The sequence below is a fragment of the Nitrobacter sp. TKz-YC01 genome, assembly GCF_047824785.1.
GTDB lineage: Bacteria > Pseudomonadota > Alphaproteobacteria > Rhizobiales > Xanthobacteraceae > Nitrobacter.
The window spans coordinates 80,954-101,577 of sequence record NZ_CP181168.1; the positions used below are offsets into that span (position 1 = coordinate 80,954).

Annotated in this window: 16 protein-coding genes and 1 pseudogene; 6 read left to right on the forward strand and 11 right to left on the reverse strand. The window is 60.9% G+C overall.

Going from position 1 to position 20,624, the window contains the following annotated elements; translation table 11 throughout:
• Positions 1-311: 311 nt before the first annotated feature.
• From ACMYR2_RS19150 to ACMYR2_RS19165, 4 genes are all read right to left on the reverse strand, one after another.
• Positions 312-647: a cytochrome c gene (locus ACMYR2_RS19150; RefSeq protein WP_347264954.1), complete on the reverse strand. Its 336-nt coding sequence runs from the start codon at positions 645-647 to the stop codon at positions 312-314.
• Between the two features lie 78 nt (positions 648-725).
• Complete coding sequence (glk, locus tag ACMYR2_RS19155) at positions 726-1,694, reverse strand: glucokinase (protein ID WP_347264955.1); 969 nt, start codon at positions 1,692-1,694, stop codon at positions 726-728.
• A 78-nt stretch (positions 1,695-1,772) separates the two neighbouring features.
• Positions 1,773-2,309: a CBS domain-containing protein gene (locus tag ACMYR2_RS19160; protein WP_347264956.1), complete on the reverse strand. Its 537-nt coding sequence runs from the start codon at positions 2,307-2,309 to the stop codon at positions 1,773-1,775.
• 88 nt (positions 2,310-2,397) lie between these two features.
• The gene (locus ACMYR2_RS19165; RefSeq protein ID WP_347264957.1) at positions 2,398-2,631 is read right to left on the reverse strand and encodes a hypothetical protein; all 234 of its coding nucleotides are present in this window, start codon (positions 2,629-2,631) and stop codon (positions 2,398-2,400) included.
• Here ACMYR2_RS19165 and ACMYR2_RS19170 point away from each other — a divergent pair.
• On the forward strand, positions 2,630-3,619 hold the full coding sequence (locus ACMYR2_RS19170; RefSeq protein ID WP_347264958.1) for an SbmA/BacA-like family transporter: 990 nt from the start codon (positions 2,630-2,632) through the stop codon (positions 3,617-3,619). The two genes, ACMYR2_RS19165 and ACMYR2_RS19170, sit on opposite strands and share 2 nt — an antisense overlap.
• Here ACMYR2_RS19170 and ACMYR2_RS19175 read toward each other — a convergent pair.
• Complete coding sequence (locus ACMYR2_RS19175; RefSeq protein ID WP_416194168.1) at positions 3,587-4,975, reverse strand: GH1 family beta-glucosidase; 1,389 nt, start codon at positions 4,973-4,975, stop codon at positions 3,587-3,589. The genes ACMYR2_RS19170 and ACMYR2_RS19175 overlap by 33 nt on opposite strands.
• 57 nt (positions 4,976-5,032) lie before the next feature.
• Between ACMYR2_RS19175 and ACMYR2_RS19180 the strand changes: the two genes are divergently transcribed.
• Positions 5,033-6,466, forward strand: a complete 1,434-nt coding sequence (locus ACMYR2_RS19180; RefSeq protein ID WP_416194169.1) for an agarase — start codon at positions 5,033-5,035, stop codon at positions 6,464-6,466.
• A complete protein-coding gene (locus ACMYR2_RS19185) occupies positions 6,463-7,740 on the forward strand; it encodes an alpha-glucosidase/alpha-galactosidase (RefSeq protein ID WP_416194170.1) in 1,278 nt (425 codons plus the stop codon). The genes ACMYR2_RS19180 and ACMYR2_RS19185 overlap by 4 nt, the downstream gene beginning before the upstream one ends.
• Before the next feature lie 37 nt (positions 7,741-7,777).
• On the opposite strand, the gene ppsA is transcribed toward ACMYR2_RS19185, so the two are convergent.
• Positions 7,778-10,222, reverse strand: a complete 2,445-nt coding sequence (gene ppsA, locus ACMYR2_RS19190; protein WP_416194171.1) for a phosphoenolpyruvate synthase — start codon at positions 10,220-10,222, stop codon at positions 7,778-7,780.
• A 378-nt stretch (positions 10,223-10,600) separates the two neighbouring features.
• Here ppsA and ACMYR2_RS19195 point away from each other — a divergent pair, with 378 nt between their 5' ends.
• Together ACMYR2_RS19195 and rbbA are read left to right on the forward strand one after the other, a co-directional pair.
• Entirely contained in the window at positions 10,601-11,545 is a 945-nt protein-coding gene (locus ACMYR2_RS19195; protein ID WP_416194206.1) for an HlyD family secretion protein, read from the forward strand.
• A 4-nt stretch (positions 11,546-11,549) separates the two neighbouring features.
• Positions 11,550-14,090 (forward strand): ribosome-associated ATPase/putative transporter RbbA, encoded by a 2,541-nt coding sequence (gene rbbA, locus ACMYR2_RS19200; RefSeq protein ID WP_347265183.1) that lies wholly within the window; start codon positions 11,550-11,552, stop codon positions 14,088-14,090.
• A 132-nt stretch (positions 14,091-14,222) separates the two neighbouring features.
• Here the strand turns inward: rbbA and ACMYR2_RS19205 are convergent, their stop codons facing one another.
• The 4 genes from ACMYR2_RS19205 to ACMYR2_RS19220 all read right to left on the reverse strand — a co-directional run bounded on the left by ACMYR2_RS19205 (position 14,223) and on the right by ACMYR2_RS19220 (position 18,819).
• The gene (locus ACMYR2_RS19205) at positions 14,223-15,254 is read right to left on the reverse strand and encodes an acetate/propionate family kinase (RefSeq protein ID WP_416194172.1); all 1,032 of its coding nucleotides are present in this window, start codon (positions 15,252-15,254) and stop codon (positions 14,223-14,225) included.
• A gap of 110 nt (positions 15,255-15,364) precedes the next feature.
• A complete protein-coding gene (locus ACMYR2_RS19210) occupies positions 15,365-16,186 on the reverse strand; it encodes a universal stress protein (protein WP_416194173.1) in 822 nt (273 codons plus the stop codon).
• Positions 16,187-16,273: 87 nt separating this feature from the next.
• Positions 16,274-16,729: a host attachment protein gene (locus tag ACMYR2_RS19215; protein ID WP_416194174.1), complete on the reverse strand. Its 456-nt coding sequence runs from the start codon at positions 16,727-16,729 to the stop codon at positions 16,274-16,276.
• Between the two features lie 59 nt (positions 16,730-16,788).
• Positions 16,789-18,819, reverse strand: coding sequence for a protein-L-isoaspartate(D-aspartate) O-methyltransferase (locus tag ACMYR2_RS19220; protein WP_416194175.1), 2,031 nt, complete (start codon positions 18,817-18,819; stop codon positions 16,789-16,791).
• Positions 18,820-19,222: 403 nt separating this feature from the next.
• Here ACMYR2_RS19220 and ACMYR2_RS19225 point away from each other — a divergent pair.
• A pseudogene (locus ACMYR2_RS19225) lies at positions 19,223-19,327 on the forward strand (ChaB family protein); the annotation flags it as partial.
• Between the two features lie 61 nt (positions 19,328-19,388).
• Here the strand turns inward: ACMYR2_RS19225 and ACMYR2_RS19230 are convergent.
• Positions 19,389-20,515, reverse strand: a protein-coding gene (locus ACMYR2_RS19230) for an IS3 family transposase (protein ID WP_416194176.1) whose coding sequence is annotated in 2 segments (ribosomal slippage) — positions 19,389-20,272 and positions 20,272-20,515 — 1,128 coding nt in all. Because the reading frame shifts where the segments join, the coding sequence is not laid out codon by codon here.
• Positions 20,516-20,624: the final 109 nt, after the last annotated feature.

Below are 20,624 nucleotides of genomic sequence, written 5' to 3' on the forward strand. Positions count from 1 at the left end.
AACTTCCGGCAAGGACAGCATTTTGCAAGGTGAGATCATCCATTCACTAGCTGACGCGCTAGAGGACGACGATGTTCGTGAGATACTAAAACATCGTAGTGCGCTTGACAGAAATAAAGCGGTCCTCGGCCCAATCGGGGTAAGTAAGCCGGCGCGCGATCAGGCCGGTGCGCGACAACCGTATGTTCGTGAGGGACTCTTTCGATCGTCCGCACCGGCTCGCCGCGGCGCGACAGCAGCCTTCCGACAGTCAAAACCGTAACACAAAGAGGCCGGTGAATATTGCTCAGCGGTCGTGCCGCGGCAATCTACTATTTAAGCGTCGCAATATATGCCGCAATATCTGAGGCTTCATCTCGACTTAGTTGCATATCCGGCATTTTCGGATGTGGATCTAGCAAGAAAAACGCGAGCTTCGCAGCATCGAAATTGGGTTTCTTTGCAATAGTTGCAAAAGGCGGCGCGTCAGTCGTTGCCTGCTTTTGATCAAATCCGACAAGATGGCAGCTGACGCACCAGCGGTTAACTAGCGCCCGGCCATGAGAGGCGTCGCGCGTCGGACCATGATCTGGAATAGCGAGGCATGCGGTTGCCAGGAGTGAACTGACTAAAGTGCAGTAACCGATCCAGAGCAATTGTCGCGGCATCCACTTTCCCTCTTTATCTACCAACCAAACGACACTATAGGCTCACTTCAGTGCAAAGCGACCGCGCCTCGTTTGCGGTTACTGATCGATCTTCTGTCTGGCGAGCCGCTGCAACCCGAGGAAGGCGGGGTCAGGGTGCATGATCACCCAGCACGGGATGGCGGCGACGTAGGACTGGAAACGCCCCTTCGCTTCGAACCGCGCGCGGAATTGCGAGCGCGCCAGATACTCGCTGAGTCGCGGGACAATACCGCCGCCAATATATATGCCGTTACGCGCATCGAATGTCAGCGCGGCATTTCCGGCGACGGTGCCCAGCATGGCGCAGAACATGTCGAGCGCCTCCCGGCTGGTCGGACAACTCCCGCGAAGCGCCGCGTCGGTGATCTCGCTTGGTTTGCGTGGCGGCGCGGACAGGTGGTCGATGGCGGCGAGCGACTGGTAAAGATTGACCAGCCCCGGACCGGACAACGCACGCTCCACGGAGACGTGGCCGAAGCGATCGCGCAAGTGCGCGATCACCGCATCCTCCCGCGCATTGGCGCCGGGAAGCGTGGCATGGCCAGCCTCCGTGATAACGACAAACGAGTCATGAGGACGCGGCACCAGACAGGCGAGCCCGAGACCGGTTCCGGGCCCCAACACCACCGCAGGTGCCGCCGCCGTCCGCTCGCCGCCTCCGACCGCAAACAGGTCATGCGGCTCGAGATGAGGCAGCGACCAGGCGACCGCCTTGAAGTCGTTGACGACGCGCACATTTTGCAAATTGAACGTCTGTCCCAGTCGGCCGCCATCGATAATCCAACCGCTGTTGGTCAGTATGCTGCGATTCGCCTTGATGGGCCCGGCGACGGCGAACACCGCACTGGAGATCGGCGGCTCGTTCCGATGACGATCAAGGAACGCGGCCAGCGCTCGATCGAAGTCCGGATAATCGGCGACCGCCGATCTCTCGATCGGTCCTATGCGCCCATCCGCGACGAGCGCAAACCGGGCATTGGTTCCGCCGATGTCTCCCAGCAATACGCAGCTTGCGGGACTAGCCATGAATTCCTCGATATGCGCGGCAATACCTTATGACCTCGCGGGGACATGTACGACACCAGCGCAATCTCGCAGGGATGGTCAGGTGCGCGTTCGATGCAGCCATGCTTCGCGTTCAAGTTCCGCAAGCCGTCCACGGTCTATTTCCTCCTGCTTTGCCCATGCCTTGGTCTTGTGGATGCTTCTGACCAGCGCGCGCATCAGGTTCTCGCGGCTGATGATGCCGACAATGCGGCTTTCGCGCGTGACCGGCAAGCGCTTGATGCGATGCGTCTCCATCATCCGGACCGCTTCGTCGATAGGAGCGTTGTCGTCCACGGTCACGGGATTGGGGGTCATAACCTCGGCCACCTTGCGCTTGCACCGCAGCTCTGTGGGCTCCGAAATCACCGGGCGAGCCGCGATCACCTCGAACCAGCGGGGCCGGCGGTCGTCCGCCCGGGGACCTATCGGGCGAAGAAAGTCGCGCTCGGTGACGATCCCGATCAACCGCTCGTTCGCGTCGACGACCGGCAGCCCGCTGACGTGATGGCGCAACATCAGTTCGCCCGCCTCGAGGATCGTCTCGTTCGGTCCAACCGAAACGACGTGACGGGTCATGACGTCACGCGCCTTCATGGCCGCCTCCTCATATCATCAAGCCGATCCCGAACCGAAACGCTACAGTAATTTTCCAAACAATATTGCCGTTGATTGTTGACGGAGATCAAGATTGGGCCGGAATCCGCCAAATATGGTTTTTGCTGAATGTGCGCTTTTCTCTGGAGGAGCTGGCTATTCCCATCGTGCGTGCCAACCGGGCGACGCCAATGAACGGGTTGTCGACAAGTAGCGTTGCGCCGGGATGGAGGAACGTTTTCGCGCGATTTTGGCGTTCCGCATCACGGTTCTGGACCGGCCGCTCGGCGGTCGAAGCGTGGAGTCTGACCGCGTTTCTCATGATCGTCGTTCTCCTGCAACTGCTCGTGCAGTACCTGTTGAACCTATGGAACAGGCACTTTTTCGACTCCTTGCAGACACGCGACGTCGCCGCGCTGTGGATGCAGGTAGAGCTGCTGGTTCCCTTGGCGGCGGGAAGCGTTTTGATCGCCGTGACATCGGTGTGGGCGCGCATGACCACGCAACGCAAGTGGCGCGAATTCCTGCTGCGTCATGTGGCCGATTACTGGCTTTCTCAGGAACGGTTCCGCAGGCTCGACTATACAGCGGCCGGAGTGGAGAATCCGGAATACCGAATCTCGGAAAACGTTCGCATCGCGACGGATTCGCCTATAGATCTGATCATGGCGCTTCTCTCGTCGGTTCTGACGGCGGCCGTCTTCCTGAGCATCCTGTGGGATGTCGGAGGAACCCTGAATTTCGAGGCGTTCGGCGGGGTCTGGAGCATTCCGGGATACCTCGTTATCGGCGTCATCGTCTATTCAATGGTCTTTTCCGGACTGATGATGCTGGTCGGGCGAAACCTCAGCCCGGTGATCGAACGCCAGCTTCAGGCCGAAGCCGAACTTCGAGCGGCCGCCGACGCCTTGCGCCAGGAGAACGGCGACGAAGCACAACAATCCGACGCCGAGAAACGGGGGACGTTCTGGAAGGCGACGCACGTCGTTTTGCAGCGCTGGCGCAATCTCCTATGGGAGCTGATGCGGACCACGCTGGTTTCGCAAGGCAATTTTTTGTTGGCTCCTATCGTGGCGTGGCTGCTCTGTGCGCCGAAATTCGTAGCCGGGACGATGTCGCTCGGTGAGTTGACTCAAGCCGCCGCCGCCTTCGTCACCGTCCAAAGCGCTTTCAACTGGCTGGTGGACAACTATTCCCGGCTCGCCGATTGGCAGGCGTCGGTGCATCGGGTCGCCACATTCTTGCTGGCGCTCGACGCCCTTGGCGATCCGGAATCGTTATCGGAGCAGGTCGAGGCCGCCCGATCCTGATCGCGCCAGCGGGATGACGCGACTTGCCTCCGTTGCCGCCTTGATGAGGTCGGCATACCAGAAGTACGAAGCCTTCGGCGTGCGTTTCTGGGTTGGATAATCGACGTGAACCAGCCCGAAGCGCACCGCGTAACCCGATGCCCATTCAAAATTGTCGAGCAGCGACCAGACAAAATAGCCGCGGACGTCGACGCCCTCGGCGATCGCCCGGCGAACTGCTTCGATGTACGCGCTGAGAAACTCAATCCGCTGAGTATCGGTAATCTTGCCTATGGCATCCGGCGTATCGTAAGAGCCGAGACCGTTCTCCGTAACATAGATCGGCAGCCTGTATCGATTGTGGACTTGATGCAGGGTCTCGCGCAACGCTTCGGGTGCGGTGGGCCAATCGATCGGGGTCCGCGAAATGTCGGAAGGTCCCGCTCCGAGCGTCACGCCAAGTGGCGAATTCGGATTGGCAGTTGCGTAGATCGGTGAATAATGATTGAGGCCGAACCAGTCGAGCGGGCGGCAAATGCGCGCAAGGTCGCCGGCTTGAACATAAGGCTCCATCACCTCGACGAGCCTTGAGGGATAGTGGCCGAGGCACTGCGGATCGGGAAATGCGGCATTCCAATAGGCGCCCAGCAGATCGGCCGCGTCCGTATCCGCCGGTGTTGCGGGCAGACACGGCTGCACGTTGTGTATGGCCCCGATCGAGGCTTGCGGCACGAGCACACGCAGCGCATCGACCGCCGCGCCGTGAGCGAGGTTCACATTGTGGATCGCGCGTCTCAGCGTGCTCACGTCGGCGGCGTCCGGAGCCGCCCCGCCCAAGGCATATCCAAACAGGGTGAAGATGGAGGGCTCGTTGATGGTCGCAAACCGCTTCACGCGGTCGCCGTATCGACGCCCGACCAGAGTCGCGTAATCGGCGAACCATCCCGCTGAGTCGCGCACGGCCCATCCGCCGAGATCGTCGAGCGCCTGCGGCAAATCGAAATGGTAGAGGCATAGCCACGGCTCGATGCCGGCCTCAAGGAGCGCATCGACAAGCCGGTCATAGAAGGCAAGCCCTGCCTCGTTGGCGGCTCCCCGCCCCTGCGGCAGCACACGAGACCATGCCACCGAGAAGCGATAGGCCCGCACTCCGAGCCCACGCATGAGGGCGATGTCCTCGGGATAGCGGTGGTAATGATCGCAGGCGACGTCGCCGGTGTCATGATTGGCCACCCGGCCACTTGCGCCGTATGTGTCCCACACGCTCGGCCCGCGGCCGTCCTCGCGTGTCGCCCCCTCGATCTGAAAAGCCGACATGGAGACTCCCCAGACGAATGTCGGCGGCCAAGTCCATTTCGCATCGTCTGGTGGGTTCATGGGAAGCGCTCCTGTCTCGCAATTGGTTCAAACAACACCAGCGCGGGAAGAGTGAGCTTGACCGGGATCAAGGCGCCCGGTTCGTCACCGGCCAGAATTGTCGCCGCGATCCATTCACGTCACGGTATGGCGATGGTACGGTCAAGATGGGGCGGCATCCCGCGCGGCAATGCGCCGGCAGGCAAGTTCTTTCGCACGGAGACTATATCCGGCGTCTGGTGGCTGATCGATCCCGACGGTGGCCGCTTCCTGTCCAAGGGCGTCAACACGGTCCGTTACGATCAGGATGCCGTCCAGAATAGCGATCGTATCCCTTACGCCGAAGCCTGCCGGCGAAAGTACGGCAGCGAGGACGCCTGGCGCGCCGCGGCGGCTGCGCGCCTGCTGTCGTGGGGCTTCAATACGCTGGGGTCGTGGTCCGACATGCGTGTCGCCAACGCCGGGCCGTCGCCGCTGGCCGCGACGCCGACGCTCCACCTCGGCTCCGCATTCGCCTCCCGCAGCAGCAACGCGGCGCCGCAAGCGTTTCCCGACGTATTCGATCCGGCGTTCGAGCGGCACGTGGCGCAGCGCGCACACGATCTCTGCGCGCCGTGGTGCGAGGACCAGCATATCATCGGCTGGTTCTCGGACAACGAACTGCGCTGGGGACCGGATTGGCGTGGTGATGATGCGTTGCTGACGCTGTTTCTCAATTTGCCTCCGCAGAGTCCCGGCCGACGGGCCTCTCTGGAACTGCTCAGGGAGCGCTACGGATCATTCGCAGATTTCAATACGGTCTGGCGCTCAAGCCTCGGCGGATGGGACGAGCTTGCCGCCAGTCCTCACATCGCACCACCCTGTCCGCAACAACCGACCTGCAAGCGAGACGCCACAACGGATGCGCAGATTAGCTCATCTGATCCGGAACATGCCGCTTTCCTGGCGGATTGCGATCTCTTTGCGGGCAGGATCGCGCACCGCTACTTCTCAACGGTAAGCGCCGCCGTGCGCAAGGCCGACCCCAACCACCTGTTCCTCGGCTGCCGCTTCGCCTACGCCCCGTCATCATCGGTGATCGACGCGGCCAAGCCGCATCTGGATATCCTGTCGTTCAACAATTACGACCCCGACGTCGCAGCCGTCATCGACAGCTACGCGGCGACCGGCAAGCCGTGCATGGTGACTGAATTCTCGTTCCGCGGCGACGATTCGGGGCTTCCCAACACCATTGGTGCCGGGCTTCGGGTGCCCCGGCAAACCGACCGCGCCCGGTGTTTCCGCAGCTTCGTCGAGAGCGGCCTGAGCCATCCGAACCTCGTCGGCTATCACTGGTTCGAACATGCCGATCAGCCCGCGGAGGGCCGGTTCGACGGGGAGAATTCCAACTACGGAACCGTGACCATCGAGGACGTTGCTTATGAGGAACTGACGCGGACCATGGCCGACGTGAATGCCCGGGCCGAAACGATTCATGCCGGCGCGGCCGCGCCTGGATGGGCGGCGAAATGATCGGGCGCTGCAAGATCGTCTTTATCGGCGCCGGCAGCATGTCGTTCGGACTTGGCATGCTGCGCGATCTGTTTTCGACCCGCGAATTGGCGGGAAGTACGCTGACCCTGGTGGACCACGACGCGCAGAGCCTCGCCCGCATGACCGAACTCGCGCATGTTCTGAATGCGGCGTCGGGCTCAAGGTTCACGATCGAACACACGATCGAACGGCGACCGGCTCTCGACGGCGCCGGATTCGTGATCAATGCGACCGTCATTGACCGGCTGCGGCTGTGGAAGCTCGATTTCGAAATTCCCCGCAAGTACGGCATCCGCCATACGCTCGGCGAGAATGGCGGGCCCGGCGGCCTGTTCTTCACGCTCCGCACCTTGCCGCTTGTCTTCGATATCGTGCGGGACATGGAGGAGCGCTGTCCGCAGGCGTTGTTCATCAACTTCTCCAACCCGGAAAATTGTATCGTCCTGGCGTTGGGCCGCCATAGCCGGATACGGACGATCGGCCTGTGCCATGGGCTGTTCATGTCGCGTGACGACGTGGCGCGGATTCTTGACATGCCGGCGGCGGAGGTCGCGGTGTGGGGCGCGGGGCTCAATCATTTCCAGTGGCTTCTTCACATCCGCCGGCGCCATACCGGCGAGGACCTCTATCCCCGCCTTCGGGAGCGTGAACTGCACCATGATCCTTCGTTCGCCCCGCTGACGCGCCGCCTTTTCCACGCCTTCGGACTGTGGCCCACATGCAGCGACGAACACCTCGGGGAGCTTCTGGCATACGGATGGGAGGCGGGAGAAAAGGGCTACGACTTCGCCCGTGACGAGGCGGACCGCGAAAAGCTCCGGTCAACCATAGATGCCGTGCTGTCCGGCGGAGACGTGCCGGCCGAATGGCGCACGGCCTCCGGCGAGCGCGGCGCCGCGGTGATTGCCGGGGCGATGCACGACGGGGGCCGCCTGATCGAATCCGGCATCGTGTACAATCAGGGCGCCATTCCGAACCTGCCGGATGACGCGGCCGTCGAGGTCCCGGTGATGGTCGATCCTGCCGGGGTGCATCCGATATCGCTGGGTCCGCTGCCTGACGCCATCGCCAAGCTGCTCCTGACACAGGTGAGCGTCCAGCAACTCGCCGTAGAGGCGGCTGTGCGGGCCTCCAAGGAAATCGCGTTACAGGCGCTGCTGATCGATCCCGTCGTCAACTCCGCGACCGCGGCGTCAAGCCTGCTGGAGGAACTCTGGGAGGCCAATCGGCGATACATCCGGCCGTGCATCTGATCGGCCGTCTGCCGGCAATGATAAGACCGACAGGAAGTCATGCCCTTGCGCGTGCTGAGGGGCGTGATCCCGCCTCGATCAAATCGGCCGTGCAGGCTTTGGTTTTGGATTCGGCTTCGGCGACCCGGCGCTTGACCGCGAGGAAGCTGTCCGGGGTGATCGAGATGGAATCGATGCCGCATTCCACCAGGAAGGCAGCGAACTCCGGGTGATCGCTCGGCGCCTGGCCGCACAGCCCGATCTTGGCGCCGGCGGCCCGCGCCTTGCGGATGACGCTCTCGATCATCCACCTGACCGCCTCGTCCTGCTCGTCGAACAATTCGGCAAGTTCGGCGGAATCGCGGTCCACACCGAGGGTGAGCTGCGTCAGGTCGTTGCTGCCAATGGAGAAGCCGTCGAACCGCTCGGCGAACGCCTTCGCCAGGATGACGTTCGACGGTATCTCGCACATGACATAGACTTCGAGGCCGTTCTCGCCGCGCCGCAATCCGTTCTCCGCCATCACCGCGAGCACGCGGTCGGCCTCCGTGATCGAGCGGCAGAACGGGATCATGACCACGGCATTGGTGAAGCCCATCTCCTCGCGAAGACGATGGATCGCGCGGCACTCCAGCGCAAACCCGTCGCGATAGGCGGGCGAGTAGTAGCGCGATGCGCCGCGAAATCCGATCATCGGGTTTTCTTCGGTCGGCTCAAAGGCCGCGCCGCCGATCAGATTGGCATATTCGTTGGTTTTGAAATCGCTCATGCGCACGATCGCCGGTTTGGGATACTGCGCCGCCGCAATGCGGGCGAGACCGCGCGCCAGCCGATCGACGAAGTAGTCGGTCCGGTCGTCATAGCTGCGGGTGAGTTCCAGGATCCGGTCTCGTTCCCTGGCATCGCGCACGCGGTCGAAATGCGCCAGCGCCATCGGATGCACCTTGATCAGGTTGCCGATGACGAACTCCATGCGCACAAGGCCGATGCCGTCGGCCGGCAGCCGCCACCAGCGGAACGCCGCGGCGGGGTTGGCGAGGTTGAGCATGATCCGGGTGCGGGTCTGCGGCACATCGTCGAGGCTGAGATCGATCACCTCGAACGCGGCGGCACCTTCATAGATGAAGCCCTGATCGCCCTCGGCGCATGACACGGTAACCTCCTGCTCGTCATGCAGGACATGCGTCGCGTCGCCGGCGCCGATCACCGCCGGCAGGCCAAGCTCGCGGCTGACGATCGCCGCGTGCGAGGTGCGGCCGCCGCGATCGGTGACGATCGCCGCAGCGCGCTTCATCACCGGCACCCAGTCGGGATCGGTGTTCTGCGTCACCAGGATCGCACCGTCCACGAACCGATCGATGTCGCGGGCGCTCTCGATCAGACACACGCGCCCGCTCACCACCGCCTGGCCGATGCTCAGTCCCGTGGCCAGGCGACGGCCCTTCGACTTGATCTTGTAGGATCTGATCGCGCCGGCCTCGCGGCGCGACTGGACCGTCTCCGGACGGGCCTGCACCACGTAGAGCTTGCCGCTTTCGCCGTCCTTCGCCCATTCGATATCCATCGGGCAACCGTAATGGTCCTCAATGGCGCAAGCCCAGCGGCCGAGCGCAAGGATGTCCGCGTCGGCCAGCACGAAGGCGGCGCGTTCGGCCCGCGAGGTCGGCACGTTGCGGGTCGCCCGCTCGCCGGCGCTCGTATAGATCATCTTTTGCGCCTTGCCGCCGAGCCGCTTCTCGATGATCGGCACGAGTTCGGGGTTCGCCAGCAGCGGCTTGAACACCTGATACTCGTCGGGATCGACGGCGCCCTGCACGACGTTCTCGCCGAGCCCCCACGCCGCGTCGATGACCACCACCTTGTCAAAACCTGTCTCGGTGTCGATGGTGAACATGACACCGGCACCGCCAAGATCGGAGCGCACCATCAACTGCACTCCGACCGAGAGTGCGACCTTCATGTGGTCGAAACCTTTCGCCTGCCGGTAGCTGATGGCCCGATCGGTGAACAGCGACGCGAAGCAGCGCCGGCAGGCGGTGAGCAACGCCGCCTCGCCGCGAATGTTGAGGAAGGTCTCCTGCTGGCCGGCAAAGCTCGCATCGGGCAGGTCCTCGGCAGTGGCGCTCGATCGCACCGCGACGTCCACGTCCGCCCGGCCCGCGCGGCCGCACAATTCGGCATAGGCGCTCTTAATCGCGGTCTCGATGTCGGCGGGAAACTCTCCTTGCAAAAAGACGCGGCGAATGGCCTCGCCGGTCTCGGACAGTGATGCCTTGCCGGATTCGAACTTCCGTAGCGCCGAGGTCATGTCGCCGGCCAGCCGGTTCATCTCCACGAACTGCCAATAGGCATGAGACGTAGTGGCGAATCCTGGGGGAACCCTGACGCCGCGCGCGCCGAGATGGTGTACCATCTCACCGAGCGAAGCATTCTTTCCGCCCACCAGCGCGACATTTCCGCGTTCGAGTTCCTCGAACCAGATAACTTTCGGTTGGTTTGGCATGGCAGGGTCCTCGAATCCGCTCGTCGGTACCGGCGTCTCGGGCGCGCCGGCCGGCGCTCAACGACGCGAATAATGAACCGCGAGGCGCGAGCCTTGTCTTGAGACAGATCAACGGCGACCGCTTCCTGCAAGCTTCGACGACGGCAATTTTGGTTGAGGTCGATGCGCACGCACTGATTTGGCCCAAGACGTGCTACCGACATTGGATATTCAGGGTTTCGAACTGGGCGACAGGTCCGACTTGATGGATATCAATGACGGTGACGGTACCTCACGTAAACGGATAGATCATGAGGGAATTTTCAGTCTTCGGTAAGAAATTAAGTTATCGCAGTCGCGCTTACCATAATCGCGGCCGGCGCTGGAGCCGCCTACTATCTGTTTGGCCGCACTGGCGTTGAACTCCCAGTTGGCATCGCTTTCGGCAACGGTCGGGTTGAAGCCATACAGGTGGATATCTCTACGAAGATTCCCGGCCGCGTTTCGGAAATCCTCGCCAGGGAAGGAGATCTGGTTCAACCGGGGCAGATCGTCGCCCGGATGGATGCTTCGCAACTGCAGGCGCAGCTTCTGCGTGCAGAAGCCGATGTAGCCAATGCCCAGAGCCAGGTTGCTGCGGAAGAAGCTGCTATTGCACAAGCGAAGGCGCAACTCACTCTGGCGGAGGAGCAAGTCCGCCGATCCGCCACGCTGCTCCGAAAAAATGCAGTCAGTCAGGAGCTTCACGACACGCGGGTCAGCCAGCGCGACGTCGCCGTGGCTGTGCTCAAAGCGGCGGAAGCGACCCTCGTATCGCGGCAGCGTGCCGTTGACGCCGCCCAAGCGGGCGTTCAGGATATTCAGACCCAGATCGACGATTGTGTTCTCAAGGCTCCCACCTTCGGACGCGTACTTTTCCGCCTTGCCGAACCGGGCGAAGTGCTCAGTGCTGGCGGAAAGGTCCTTACGCTCGTCAACCTCGCGGACGTTTATCTGGAAATCTTTCTGCCGTCCGGTCAGGCGCATCGCCTCAGCATTGGCAGTAAGGCGAGGATCAAGCTCGACATTCTCGACTTTGCCCTGCCCGGCACAGTGACCTTCGTTTCCCCCGAGTCGCAGTTCACGCCCAAGCAGGTCGAGACGTCCAGCGAACGCGAAAAGCTGATGTTTCGCGTCAAGATCGCCGTACCGGCCGAGCTCGTGCGCAACCACATTGAGCAGGTCAAAACCGGCGTGCGCGGAGTAGGCTATGTTCGTCTTGACGGCGAGCCAATGCCGGAGTGGCCTGCTTTCCTGAATAAGTTGCCGCCGGACGTTGCAGCGCTTCCCAGCAAGAAGCCTTAAGCTCATGATTGACCTGGCGCCACCGGTTGCGCGTGCCGTTGGTATCACGCACCTCTACAAAAAGGTGCGCGCGCTTGATGATGTCACCATTGACATTCCATCCGGGCGAATGGTCGGCCTGCTTGGCCCCGATGGGGTGGGAAAATCGACACTTCTCGGCCTGCTCGCGGGTACGCGAAAGCTCCAACACGGCAGGTTGCATGTCCTAGGTGGCGACATCGCCTCCGCCGATTACCGCAGGATAGTTGGACCGCGTATCGCATTCATGCCGCAAGGTCTGGGCAAGAACCTCTATCAGGAACTCAGCATCGCGGAGAATTTGGACTTCTTTGGTCGACTTTTCGAACAGCCGCGCCGGGAGCGGCAAGTTCGTATTGAGCGACTGACAAGAGCGACCGGGCTGTATACGTTTCTTGACCGCCCCGTGGGCAAACTATCGGGCGGAATGAAGCAGAAGCTCGGTTTGTGCTGCGCGTTGATTCACGAACCCGACTTTCTGATCCTTGATGAACCGACGACGGGCATTGATCCCCTGTCACGCCGTCAGTTCTGGGAACTGATCGAGACCATTCGAGCCGAGCGCCGTGGCATGAGCGTCATCGTGTCGACGGCCTATATGGAAGAGGCAGAGCAATTCGAATGGCTCATTGCGATGACGGCCGGGCAAGTGCTGGCTACCGGTTCGCCGGATGAATTGAAGCGCCAGACGGACACCGACGATATCGAGGCGGCGTTTGTGCGGCTGCTCCCCGGCGAGAAGCATCGCAGCAAAGGCCAATTCATTATTCCGCCGCTGAGACAACCGAAAGGTCATCCGGCCATTGTTGCCAAAGGCCTGACAAAGCGGTTCGGCGACTTCACGGCCGTAGACCATGTGAGTTTCGATATCGAAGAAGGAGAGATCTTCGGGTTTCTTGGCTCCAACGGCTCCGGCAAGACCACGACCATGAAGATGTTGACCGGATTGCTGCCAGCCACCGAAGGCGACGCCTTCCTGTTCGGCAAGCCTGTCGACACGACGGATCAGGAAACGCGCAAGCGCGTCGGGTTTATGTCGCAATCATTCTCACTCTATAGCGAACTGACCGTTGCCCAGAATCTGACGCTCCACGCACGACTGTTTCACCTTCCCCGGGAGAGGATCAGCCAGCGGGTCGACGTTCTCATCGACCGCTTTAGCTTGCGTGAACATTCTGATGCCCTGGCGTCTTCCTTGCCCTTGGGAATGCGTCAGCGCCTGTCGCTTGCCGTCGCCATCGTGCATGAGCCCGAGATGTTGATCCTTGATGAGCCAACATCCGGCGTTGACCCCATCGCACGTGACGAATTCTGGGAGCTGCTGATCGAACTGTCGCGCAAGGATGGGGTCACGGTCTTTATATCCTCGCACTTCATGAACGAAGCCATGCGGTGCGATCGTATTTCTCTCATGCATGCCGGTAAGGTACTGGTCAATGACAAACCACGACAGATCATTGCATCGAAGAACGCTCAAACGCTGGATGAGGCCTTTGTCGCCTATATCGAGGATGCGATGGGCGCGCCTGCGCTCCTGGCCTCAAGTGCCTCGCTCGCGACGAATACCAATCCCGCAGCTATCGGCGACAACCGAGCCGCGATAGAAACGCCAACTGGCTTCAGCCCGGCGCGCATGTTCGCCTACAGCTATCGCGAGATCATGGAGGTGATACGCGATCCGGTACGCCTAGCCTTTGCTTTTCTCGGCAGCGTCGTACTGATCATTATTATGGCCTACGGAATCACGCAAGACGTCGAGAACCTGACATATGCCGCCTTCGATCTGGACCAGACGCCGCAAAGCCGCGCATACCTGAGCAATTTTTCTGGCTCACGCTATTTTATCGAACGCCCCGAGATCCGTACCGTAGACGAACTCGAAACACGTCTTAAATCGAACGACATCACCCTGGCCATCGAGATTCCGGTTGGGTTCGGACGTGATCTCAAGAGGTCCGGAACGCCGCAGGTGTCCACCTGGATCGATGGTGCGAATACCACGAGGGCAAGCACGATCGAAGGCTACGTTGCTGGCGCGCATGCGCAATTCCTGACATCGCTGGCGCAGGAGCGCGGCGTCAGCGCAAGCTCCGCCGCTTCAGGCGAAATTGAACCGCGCTACCGGTACAATCCGGCGTTTGAGAGCATCTACACGATGGGGCCGTCGATACCGGCTTTGTTGCTGCTCCTCTTTCCGGCGATTCTCGCCGCAGTCAGCGTTGCGCGCGAAAAAGAAATAGGCACGATCACGAATTTCTATGTTACGCCGACGAGCCGACTCGAGTTTTTGGTCGGCAAACAACTTCCCTATGTCCTCAAAAGGACCGTCACCGCGTCGAAATCAAACGTCAGGTCGTGTAGAAACTCCTCTCCGGCGAAACGCTTCATGCCTGGCAAAGCGCCACGATGTGCCACTCAACAATATCGGCATCTGGGTTCAATATTGGCGCATTCATCGCTGCCATCGGGCTTCTCAAATACGGGATGCCATAAGAATTACGAAGTGAGAATTCGCGCTTGTCCGTGACCGGCGGAACGATGACCGCCGACCAACCCGTTCCACGGCGGGCCGCCGTCCACTCTCCATAGGTACACAACGGCGGGCCCGTGGCTGCTGCTAGTGGGGTGGGCGCCGGAACCCGTTCCCGTCCAAGCATTATCAACCTAGACGGGTACCAGCATCTTCGTCCAGGTCTGGTAGTGGAAGTCGACCCGCCGGTGCCCCACATCGCCGGCGGGTTTTTGCATTTATGCGCGTTCGCAATCGAACTCGTGAGATAAGCACGAACTGGTCGATGGCTTCGCGTGCGTGCGGCTCCGGACTCGCCAGCAAAATCTTCATATCGTCGCTGATTCCGGAGACACCCAAAAGGCCCGACGACCGGTAGAGAAGCTCGCTGACCGCGGGAGCGGTCATGCCTTTCTCCTGCAGAAGATAAAGCACGACACCGGGATCGAGCGCGCCGCAACGTCGGCTCATCATCAGGCCGTCGAGGGCGGTGAATCCCATTGTCGTTGCAACACTCTTTCCGTCCTTCATAGCGCACAGGCTGGCGCCGGCTCCGAGGTGCGCGACAACCACACGTCCGCGTGCGACGGCCGGGCCGGCAACGGCCGGCAGAATGTTTGAAATATATTCGTAAGACAGGCCATGGAAACCGTAGCGCAGAATACCCTCTTCCGTCAGCCGCCTTGGCAGGGCGAATTGCTTCGCAACTGCCGGTCGCGTTTCGTGAAACGCCGTATCGAAGCAACCAATTTGCATCAAGTCAGGATGGAGTTTCGAAAGAGCCGCGATGACTTCAAGATGATGCGGCTGGCGCAGCGGCGCGAGCGGAACCAGGCGCTCCAATTCGGCAATGACCTCGGCATCCAACTCAACCGGCCTGGAATAACGCGTGCCGCCATGAACGATCCGGTGGCCCGCGGCTATGAGAGGGTAGCCGGGAAACTGCCTGGCGAGCCAGCCCAGCAGCCATGAGAGTGCCTGCTCATGAACGGGATCGCCGCTTAACTGCTCCTTGAGGAGTACATGCCCGGCGGCGTCCTTTGCCGCGGCATGGAGCTGATTTCCAATTCCCTCGCACGCGCCTTCACAGATAACGTCGCCGGATTCGGGTCGGCGCGAGGCGGAGAACAGGGAAAACTTGATGCTGGATGAGCCAGCATTGAGCACTAGAATGCCTGCCATCACACAAACTCGCGAACGATAACGGCGCCATAGAACGCGACGGCGCATTGTCGGCGCGTCTGGAGAAAAAAGCGCGGAGCCAGATGCGCGATCCCGGATTCTTAGCAGCGCTAATGGGACATCAGGCAGCAGATCGGACTCGTCGTGAGCAGATCGCGGGTCATCCCGCCGAACATCCATTCGTTGAGCCGGCTATGGCCGTAAGCACCGGTGACCAGAAGATCGACGTCTTCATTATCTGCCCACCCGATGATCTGATCCGCACGAGAGCCGCGAGCCTGCATTTCGACCTGGCGCTCCGCCTTTATCCTGTGCTGCGCGAGGTAGCGAATGACGTCGTCAACATGGCGGCGCGCTGTTTCCATCTGCTCCTTCTCGCATATTTCCAGGACGGTTACGCGCTTGGCCTCGTGAAGGAACGGTAACGCATCCTGAACCGCCCGCCGCGCCTCCCGCGTATCTTTCCATCCGATCATGACGTGATCGGCGGCAAGGGATTTCACCGCCGCAGGCACCACCAGGAAGGGACGACCGGCTCCAAGAATTGCGGCTCCGACGTCGACGCTTCGATACATATCGCCAGCGGATCTGCCACTTTCGATCACGATCAAATCGGCACAGCGCGCCTCACTGATTAGCGCCTGGGTGGGGAGTTCGATGACTGATCGCCATTCGAACCGGCGGCCACTTCCGGCGGCGGCTTGAACCTTGTGTCCAGCCTCCGCAAGGCTGGCCTTCAGTTTTGCAATATCGAATTCGGTCGCGTTATCGACGATGACCACCCCCTCGGCGACAAAAGGCGGAACGATCGCAACAGCCGACAACCCGAGCAGATTGGCTGCGAATTTGTCCGCCACACCTGCTGCGACACCAACGAACTGCTTCGAGACGTGGTCGATGTTGACCCAGACCAATAGCGTTGCATAGGACATAACAGCCTCGACTTCGACGGCCGCCTATCCCGACTCCGGCGGCTTGATCCAGATCAACCCCCTGCGACATGGTTCTCGCGGCCTTGATCAGGCTGATGCATCACTCATGAGATGCTTCGCGATGTCCCCGACCGGATGATTGGTCAGATCCTTGTTTATCTCGGCGACAATGCAGGTCTTCACCTCGGGGTGGAATGCGTTTCGCAAGTCGGCCAACGTTCTTGGCGGCGCAACGACGACGAGAGCCTTCGCCTTGCTCGTTCGGACCATCCGCTCCATGGCTGCGGCGACCGTCTGCGCGAACTGTCGCTCCTGTATATCATGCCAGTCAGTCTGCTCGACAGCGCTTTTGCGACCGGGCTGCGACGATTCGATGACCCGCCCCGGCCGATCTCTCCCCTGCTCGTGAGTCATCGGATTGATGTCTTCAAAGACTTTCTCTGTCTTCAAATGGGGGGATAAAACGTCGCCGTCGTTTCGCAGAAACAGAGCCTTTCGGCCATCGCCGACAAATACCAGCGCATTGCGGGGAATCCTGAACATGTCCACCTGCTCCTCGGATAATTGCGTTCTCTCCAATATGTCGGGAGCCGACTCGGGTTTCACAAGCCGAACGGATATGTATCCGGAAGGCCCTTGATCATCGCCGTCTCCAGCGGAGCCACCGCGCGCGTATGATCGAACCAGATATATTCATCGAACTGCTGCGGCAGACTGGCGCGGAAGTAATGACTCGCGCGCTCCGTTTCCGGCCGGTAGATGACGCCGATCGCCCGTTCGAGACGCTCCTTGCCAAGACCGGATGACCCGCACAGGTCTTCGCGGCCGCGCAGACCAAGCAGGAAGCGCGCCAAGCCCGTCGCGTGACACAACCGCTCGTAACTTTTTGGAAGCGCCGGCCGCACGGTCTTGATCTCCATCGGCCCGTCCCATTCCGATGCCGCGGCAACCGTTCCGCTCTGGGTGCCGAATCCGATCAGATAAGCCTGCGCGGCAAATTCCTGCCGGCAGAGCTGACCTAGATTGTGCTCACCCCGCGCCGCCATTTCGGTCGCCTCGGCGTTGCCGACGTGGGAGTTATGGGCCCATACGATCGCCTTGCTGTCCGGACCGTGAAACGCGAGCAGATTCTTCAACGTCGCGAACATATGGCTGTCGCGCAGATTCCATGATGCCCGCGAACCGTAATACATGATGCGATAATAGCGCTCGGCATTGGCGACGAGGCGCGCATTCTGTTCGGCATCGAGAAACCGTTCGCCATCATGCTCGGCATAAGCCTGACGTTTCGCCAGAAGGTCGGTCAGCGCACGCACCACATGCTGTTCGCACGCCGGATAGGACCCGGTCAGCGCCGCATGGCCGTAGGTTGCCGGATCGCGCTGCCATGGCGTCAGGCAACCGTAGCGTTCGCGAGCGACCCGCGCGGAATCCGGATCAACCTCATCGAGATAGTTCAGGACCGATCGGATCGAGTCATAAAGACTGTAGAGATCGAGGCCATGAAACGCGACACGCTGGTTGCGCTCGACCGTGCCGTTATGCTTGCGTAGCCAGCTGACGAAGTCGTGAACCTCGGCGTTTCGCCACATCCACGTCGGGAACCGGGCGAACGCGGTCCACTCGGACGGCGGATATTGAAAGTGCCGCACATAGTGATCGACGCGCGCCGCATCCGGCCAATCGGCCTCGATGGCGACAAAGCGAAAGCCCTTCTTGATGATGAGATCACGCGTGATGCGCTCGCGCATCCGATAGAATTCCGAGGTGCCGTGGGTCGCCTCGCCCAAAAGGACGATGCGTGCCGAACCGATCCGGTCCATCAGCGGATTGAGGTCGGCCGTCTCGATCGATGCAAACGATTCAGCAGCATCCGCAAGATCACGAATCAGGGTCTCCTCGTCCGAACGGACCGGATGCGGTTTGCCGCGCGCTTTCCCGCCTCCTCTCGCAGTTGCCCATCCCTCTTCTCCGATCAGCGGAACGAAGCGCACGTCGGCAATGTCTTCACTCCGATACTCGTCCGTGGAAATCCGGGTGACTCGCACCAGTTCCTGACTACGGATGTCAGCGCCGATCGGGATCACCAGCCGACCACCAATTTTCAACTGCTGCTTGAGGGTTTCCGGAACCTGCGGGCCGCCAGCAGCCACGACGATCGCATCATAGGGCGCATGTTCAGGCCACCCCTTTGTGCCGTCGCCATGCAGAACATGGACATTGCCGTAACCGAGTTCGGCGAGTAAGGCGGCCGCTTTCTCCGCAAGCGGGCCGAGCCGCTCCACGGTGTAAACGTCGGCCGCGATTTCCGACAGCACTGCGGCGGCGTAACCTGAGCCGGCGCCGATTTCGAGAACCTTCTCATTGCCCTTCAGCAGCAAAGCTTCAACCATGAAGGCAACGATGTAGGGTTGGGAAATCGTTTGCTCTCCGGCAATAGGAAGCGGCGCGTCCTCGTAGGCGAACTCACGAAGCCTCTCCGGCACGAACAATTCGCGCGGCACGTTGCGCATGGCATCGAGCACCAGCTCGTCGCGCACGCCCCGCGCGGCGATATGATCCTCAACCATCTGCTTGCGAAGAGACGGGAACCCTTCGTCGGAAGGAACTTCTCTGGAAGCCGGATTTCCCATGATGCTCCCTCGTCATTCACGCCAGATGAGATAACCACGCCCGCGGAGCGGCGTTGCATCCGTCGGAAGTACAGAACGCTGCCGCGACGCAGCGGAAGCGCCGAACCGTGCCGCCTTTACCATGACCGGAACGACACCGTTCCCAGTTTGAAACCATCATGGAATTCACCCGGGCAGTTTGACCGGCATCAAAAACCAATCCGTCATCGGTCAGCATGCCATCGGAAACCGATCTGGACACATTCCGTACGTTCACGGCCTCCGAGCATCGTCAATCAACAGCCGTAGCACTTACGATCGACCCGATCCGGGAATCAAACCGGGTTGCTTTGGATCAATTCTGGCTTATCGATCATTTCTATACTTGTTGGCATCTATTGGCATTTAGCGGGAAGGAATACGCTTGCCATACGCATCGATCGACGACCTTCCTCCATCCGTTCGTGCGCATTTGCCGCCACACGCGCAAGAAATTTATCTCGCTGCCTTCAATAACGCTTGGACAGAATGAGGTGGACCCGGCTGCTGAGGCAGTTTGGCGGCTTGGCTAAGGTGGATCGGGGTTGTTTCTAGGCCGCCAACTGCTCCGTCATTTCCGCCATAGCATAGACCTCGTCGGGCGTCCTGCCGGCGAAGGTCGAGTGCGGGCGTCGCCGGTTGTAATAGTCTATCCAGGAGCCGATGCCGCAGCGGGCTTGGCTTCCCGTTTCGAATGTGCTGAGGAAGACGCACTCATATTTGAGGCTGCGCCACAGTCGTTCGATGAAGACGTTGTCCATCCAGCGGCCGCGCCCGTCCATGGAGATACGGATGCCGGCGTCCTTCAGCGTCGTCGTGAAGGCGAAGCCGGTGAACTGGCTGCCCTGATCGGTGTTGAAGATGTCGGGCCTGCCGTGCCGGGCGATCGCCTCTTCCAGAGCAGCGACACAGAAGTCGGCATCCATCGTGTTCGACAGCCGCCAGGCCAGGACCTTGCGGCTGAACCAGTCCATGATGGCCACGAGGTAAAGGAAGCCGCGCCGCATCGGGATATAGGTCACATCGGCACACCAGACCTGATCCGGCCGCTCGATCGCCAGGTACCGCAGCAGGTAGGGATAGATACGATGCTGCGGATGCGGCGCGCTGGTCTTCGGCGCCTGATAGATCGCCGACAGACCGATCTTGCGCATCATCCGACGAACCCGTTTGCGACCCACGCACCAGCCCTGACGCCGCAGATGCCGGGCCATCTGCCGGGAGCCATACCAGGGCGTCTCCATGAAGGCCTCGTCGATGACGCGCATCAGTTCGAGGTTCTCGGGCGTCTCGCCGACGGGCTGTCGGTAGAACGTCGCCCGCGAGATCGAGACCAGTTCGCATTGCCGGCGGATCGAGAGCCGGTTGTGATCGGGGTCAATCATCATTCTCCTCCGATCCAGGCTCAGCGATCGAAGACCTTGGCCAAAAAATCCCGCTCGACGACAAGCTTGGCGTGCAGCTTGGTCACCTCGGCTTCCCGGCCGACCTGCGCATCCGCAGCCTTGTCGTCAAACGCCTTGGCCAAATTCTCGATGGCCTGCCGTTTCCACTGCGTGATCTGGTTCGGGTGAAGCTGATGCTTCGTCGCCAGGTCCGAGATCGTCCGCTCGCCGCGGATCGCCTCAAGCGCAACCTTGGCCTTGAATTCGGCCGTAAACCGTCTGCGTGTCTTCATGCTGGATCGTCCTTTTCATCGGGCGATCCACCTTATGCCCCTGTCTCAGAAACCGGCACCACCTCAGACGGTCCAATTGAACCACAATTGTATTGTCTCATAGGTTAGT

Bases quoted from the DNA above. Each gene is read 5' to 3' on its own strand.
- ACMYR2_RS19220 (WP_416194175.1), bottom strand. From the start codon at position 18,819: ATGGGAAATCCGGCTTCCAGAGAAGTTCCTTCCGACGAAGGGTTCCCG.
- glk (WP_347264955.1), bottom strand. From the start codon at position 1,694: ATGGCTAGTCCCGCAAGCTGCGTATTGCTGGGAGACATCGGCGGAACC.
- ACMYR2_RS19150 (WP_347264954.1), bottom strand. From the start codon at position 647: ATGCCGCGACAATTGCTCTGGATCGGTTACTGCACTTTAGTCAGTTCA.
- ACMYR2_RS19170 (WP_347264958.1), top strand. From the start codon at position 2,630: ATGATCGTCGTTCTCCTGCAACTGCTCGTGCAGTACCTGTTGAACCTA.
- rbbA (WP_347265183.1), top strand. From the start codon at position 11,550: ATGATTGACCTGGCGCCACCGGTTGCGCGTGCCGTTGGTATCACGCAC.
- ACMYR2_RS19175 (WP_416194168.1), bottom strand. From the start codon at position 4,975: ATGAACCCACCAGACGATGCGAAATGGACTTGGCCGCCGACATTCGTC.
- ACMYR2_RS19165 (WP_347264957.1), bottom strand. From the start codon at position 2,631: ATGAGAAACGCGGTCAGACTCCACGCTTCGACCGCCGAGCGGCCGGTC.
- ACMYR2_RS19215 (WP_416194174.1), bottom strand. From the start codon at position 16,729: ATGTTCAGGATTCCCCGCAATGCGCTGGTATTTGTCGGCGATGGCCGA.
- ACMYR2_RS19160 (WP_347264956.1), bottom strand. From the start codon at position 2,309: ATGAAGGCGCGTGACGTCATGACCCGTCACGTCGTTTCGGTTGGACCG.
- ACMYR2_RS19185 (WP_416194170.1), top strand. From the start codon at position 6,463: ATGATCGGGCGCTGCAAGATCGTCTTTATCGGCGCCGGCAGCATGTCG.
- ACMYR2_RS19210 (WP_416194173.1), bottom strand. From the start codon at position 16,186: ATGTCCTATGCAACGCTATTGGTCTGGGTCAACATCGACCACGTCTCG.
- ppsA (WP_416194171.1), bottom strand. From the start codon at position 10,222: ATGCCAAACCAACCGAAAGTTATCTGGTTCGAGGAACTCGAACGCGGA.
- ACMYR2_RS19205 (WP_416194172.1), bottom strand. From the start codon at position 15,254: ATGGCAGGCATTCTAGTGCTCAATGCTGGCTCATCCAGCATCAAGTTT.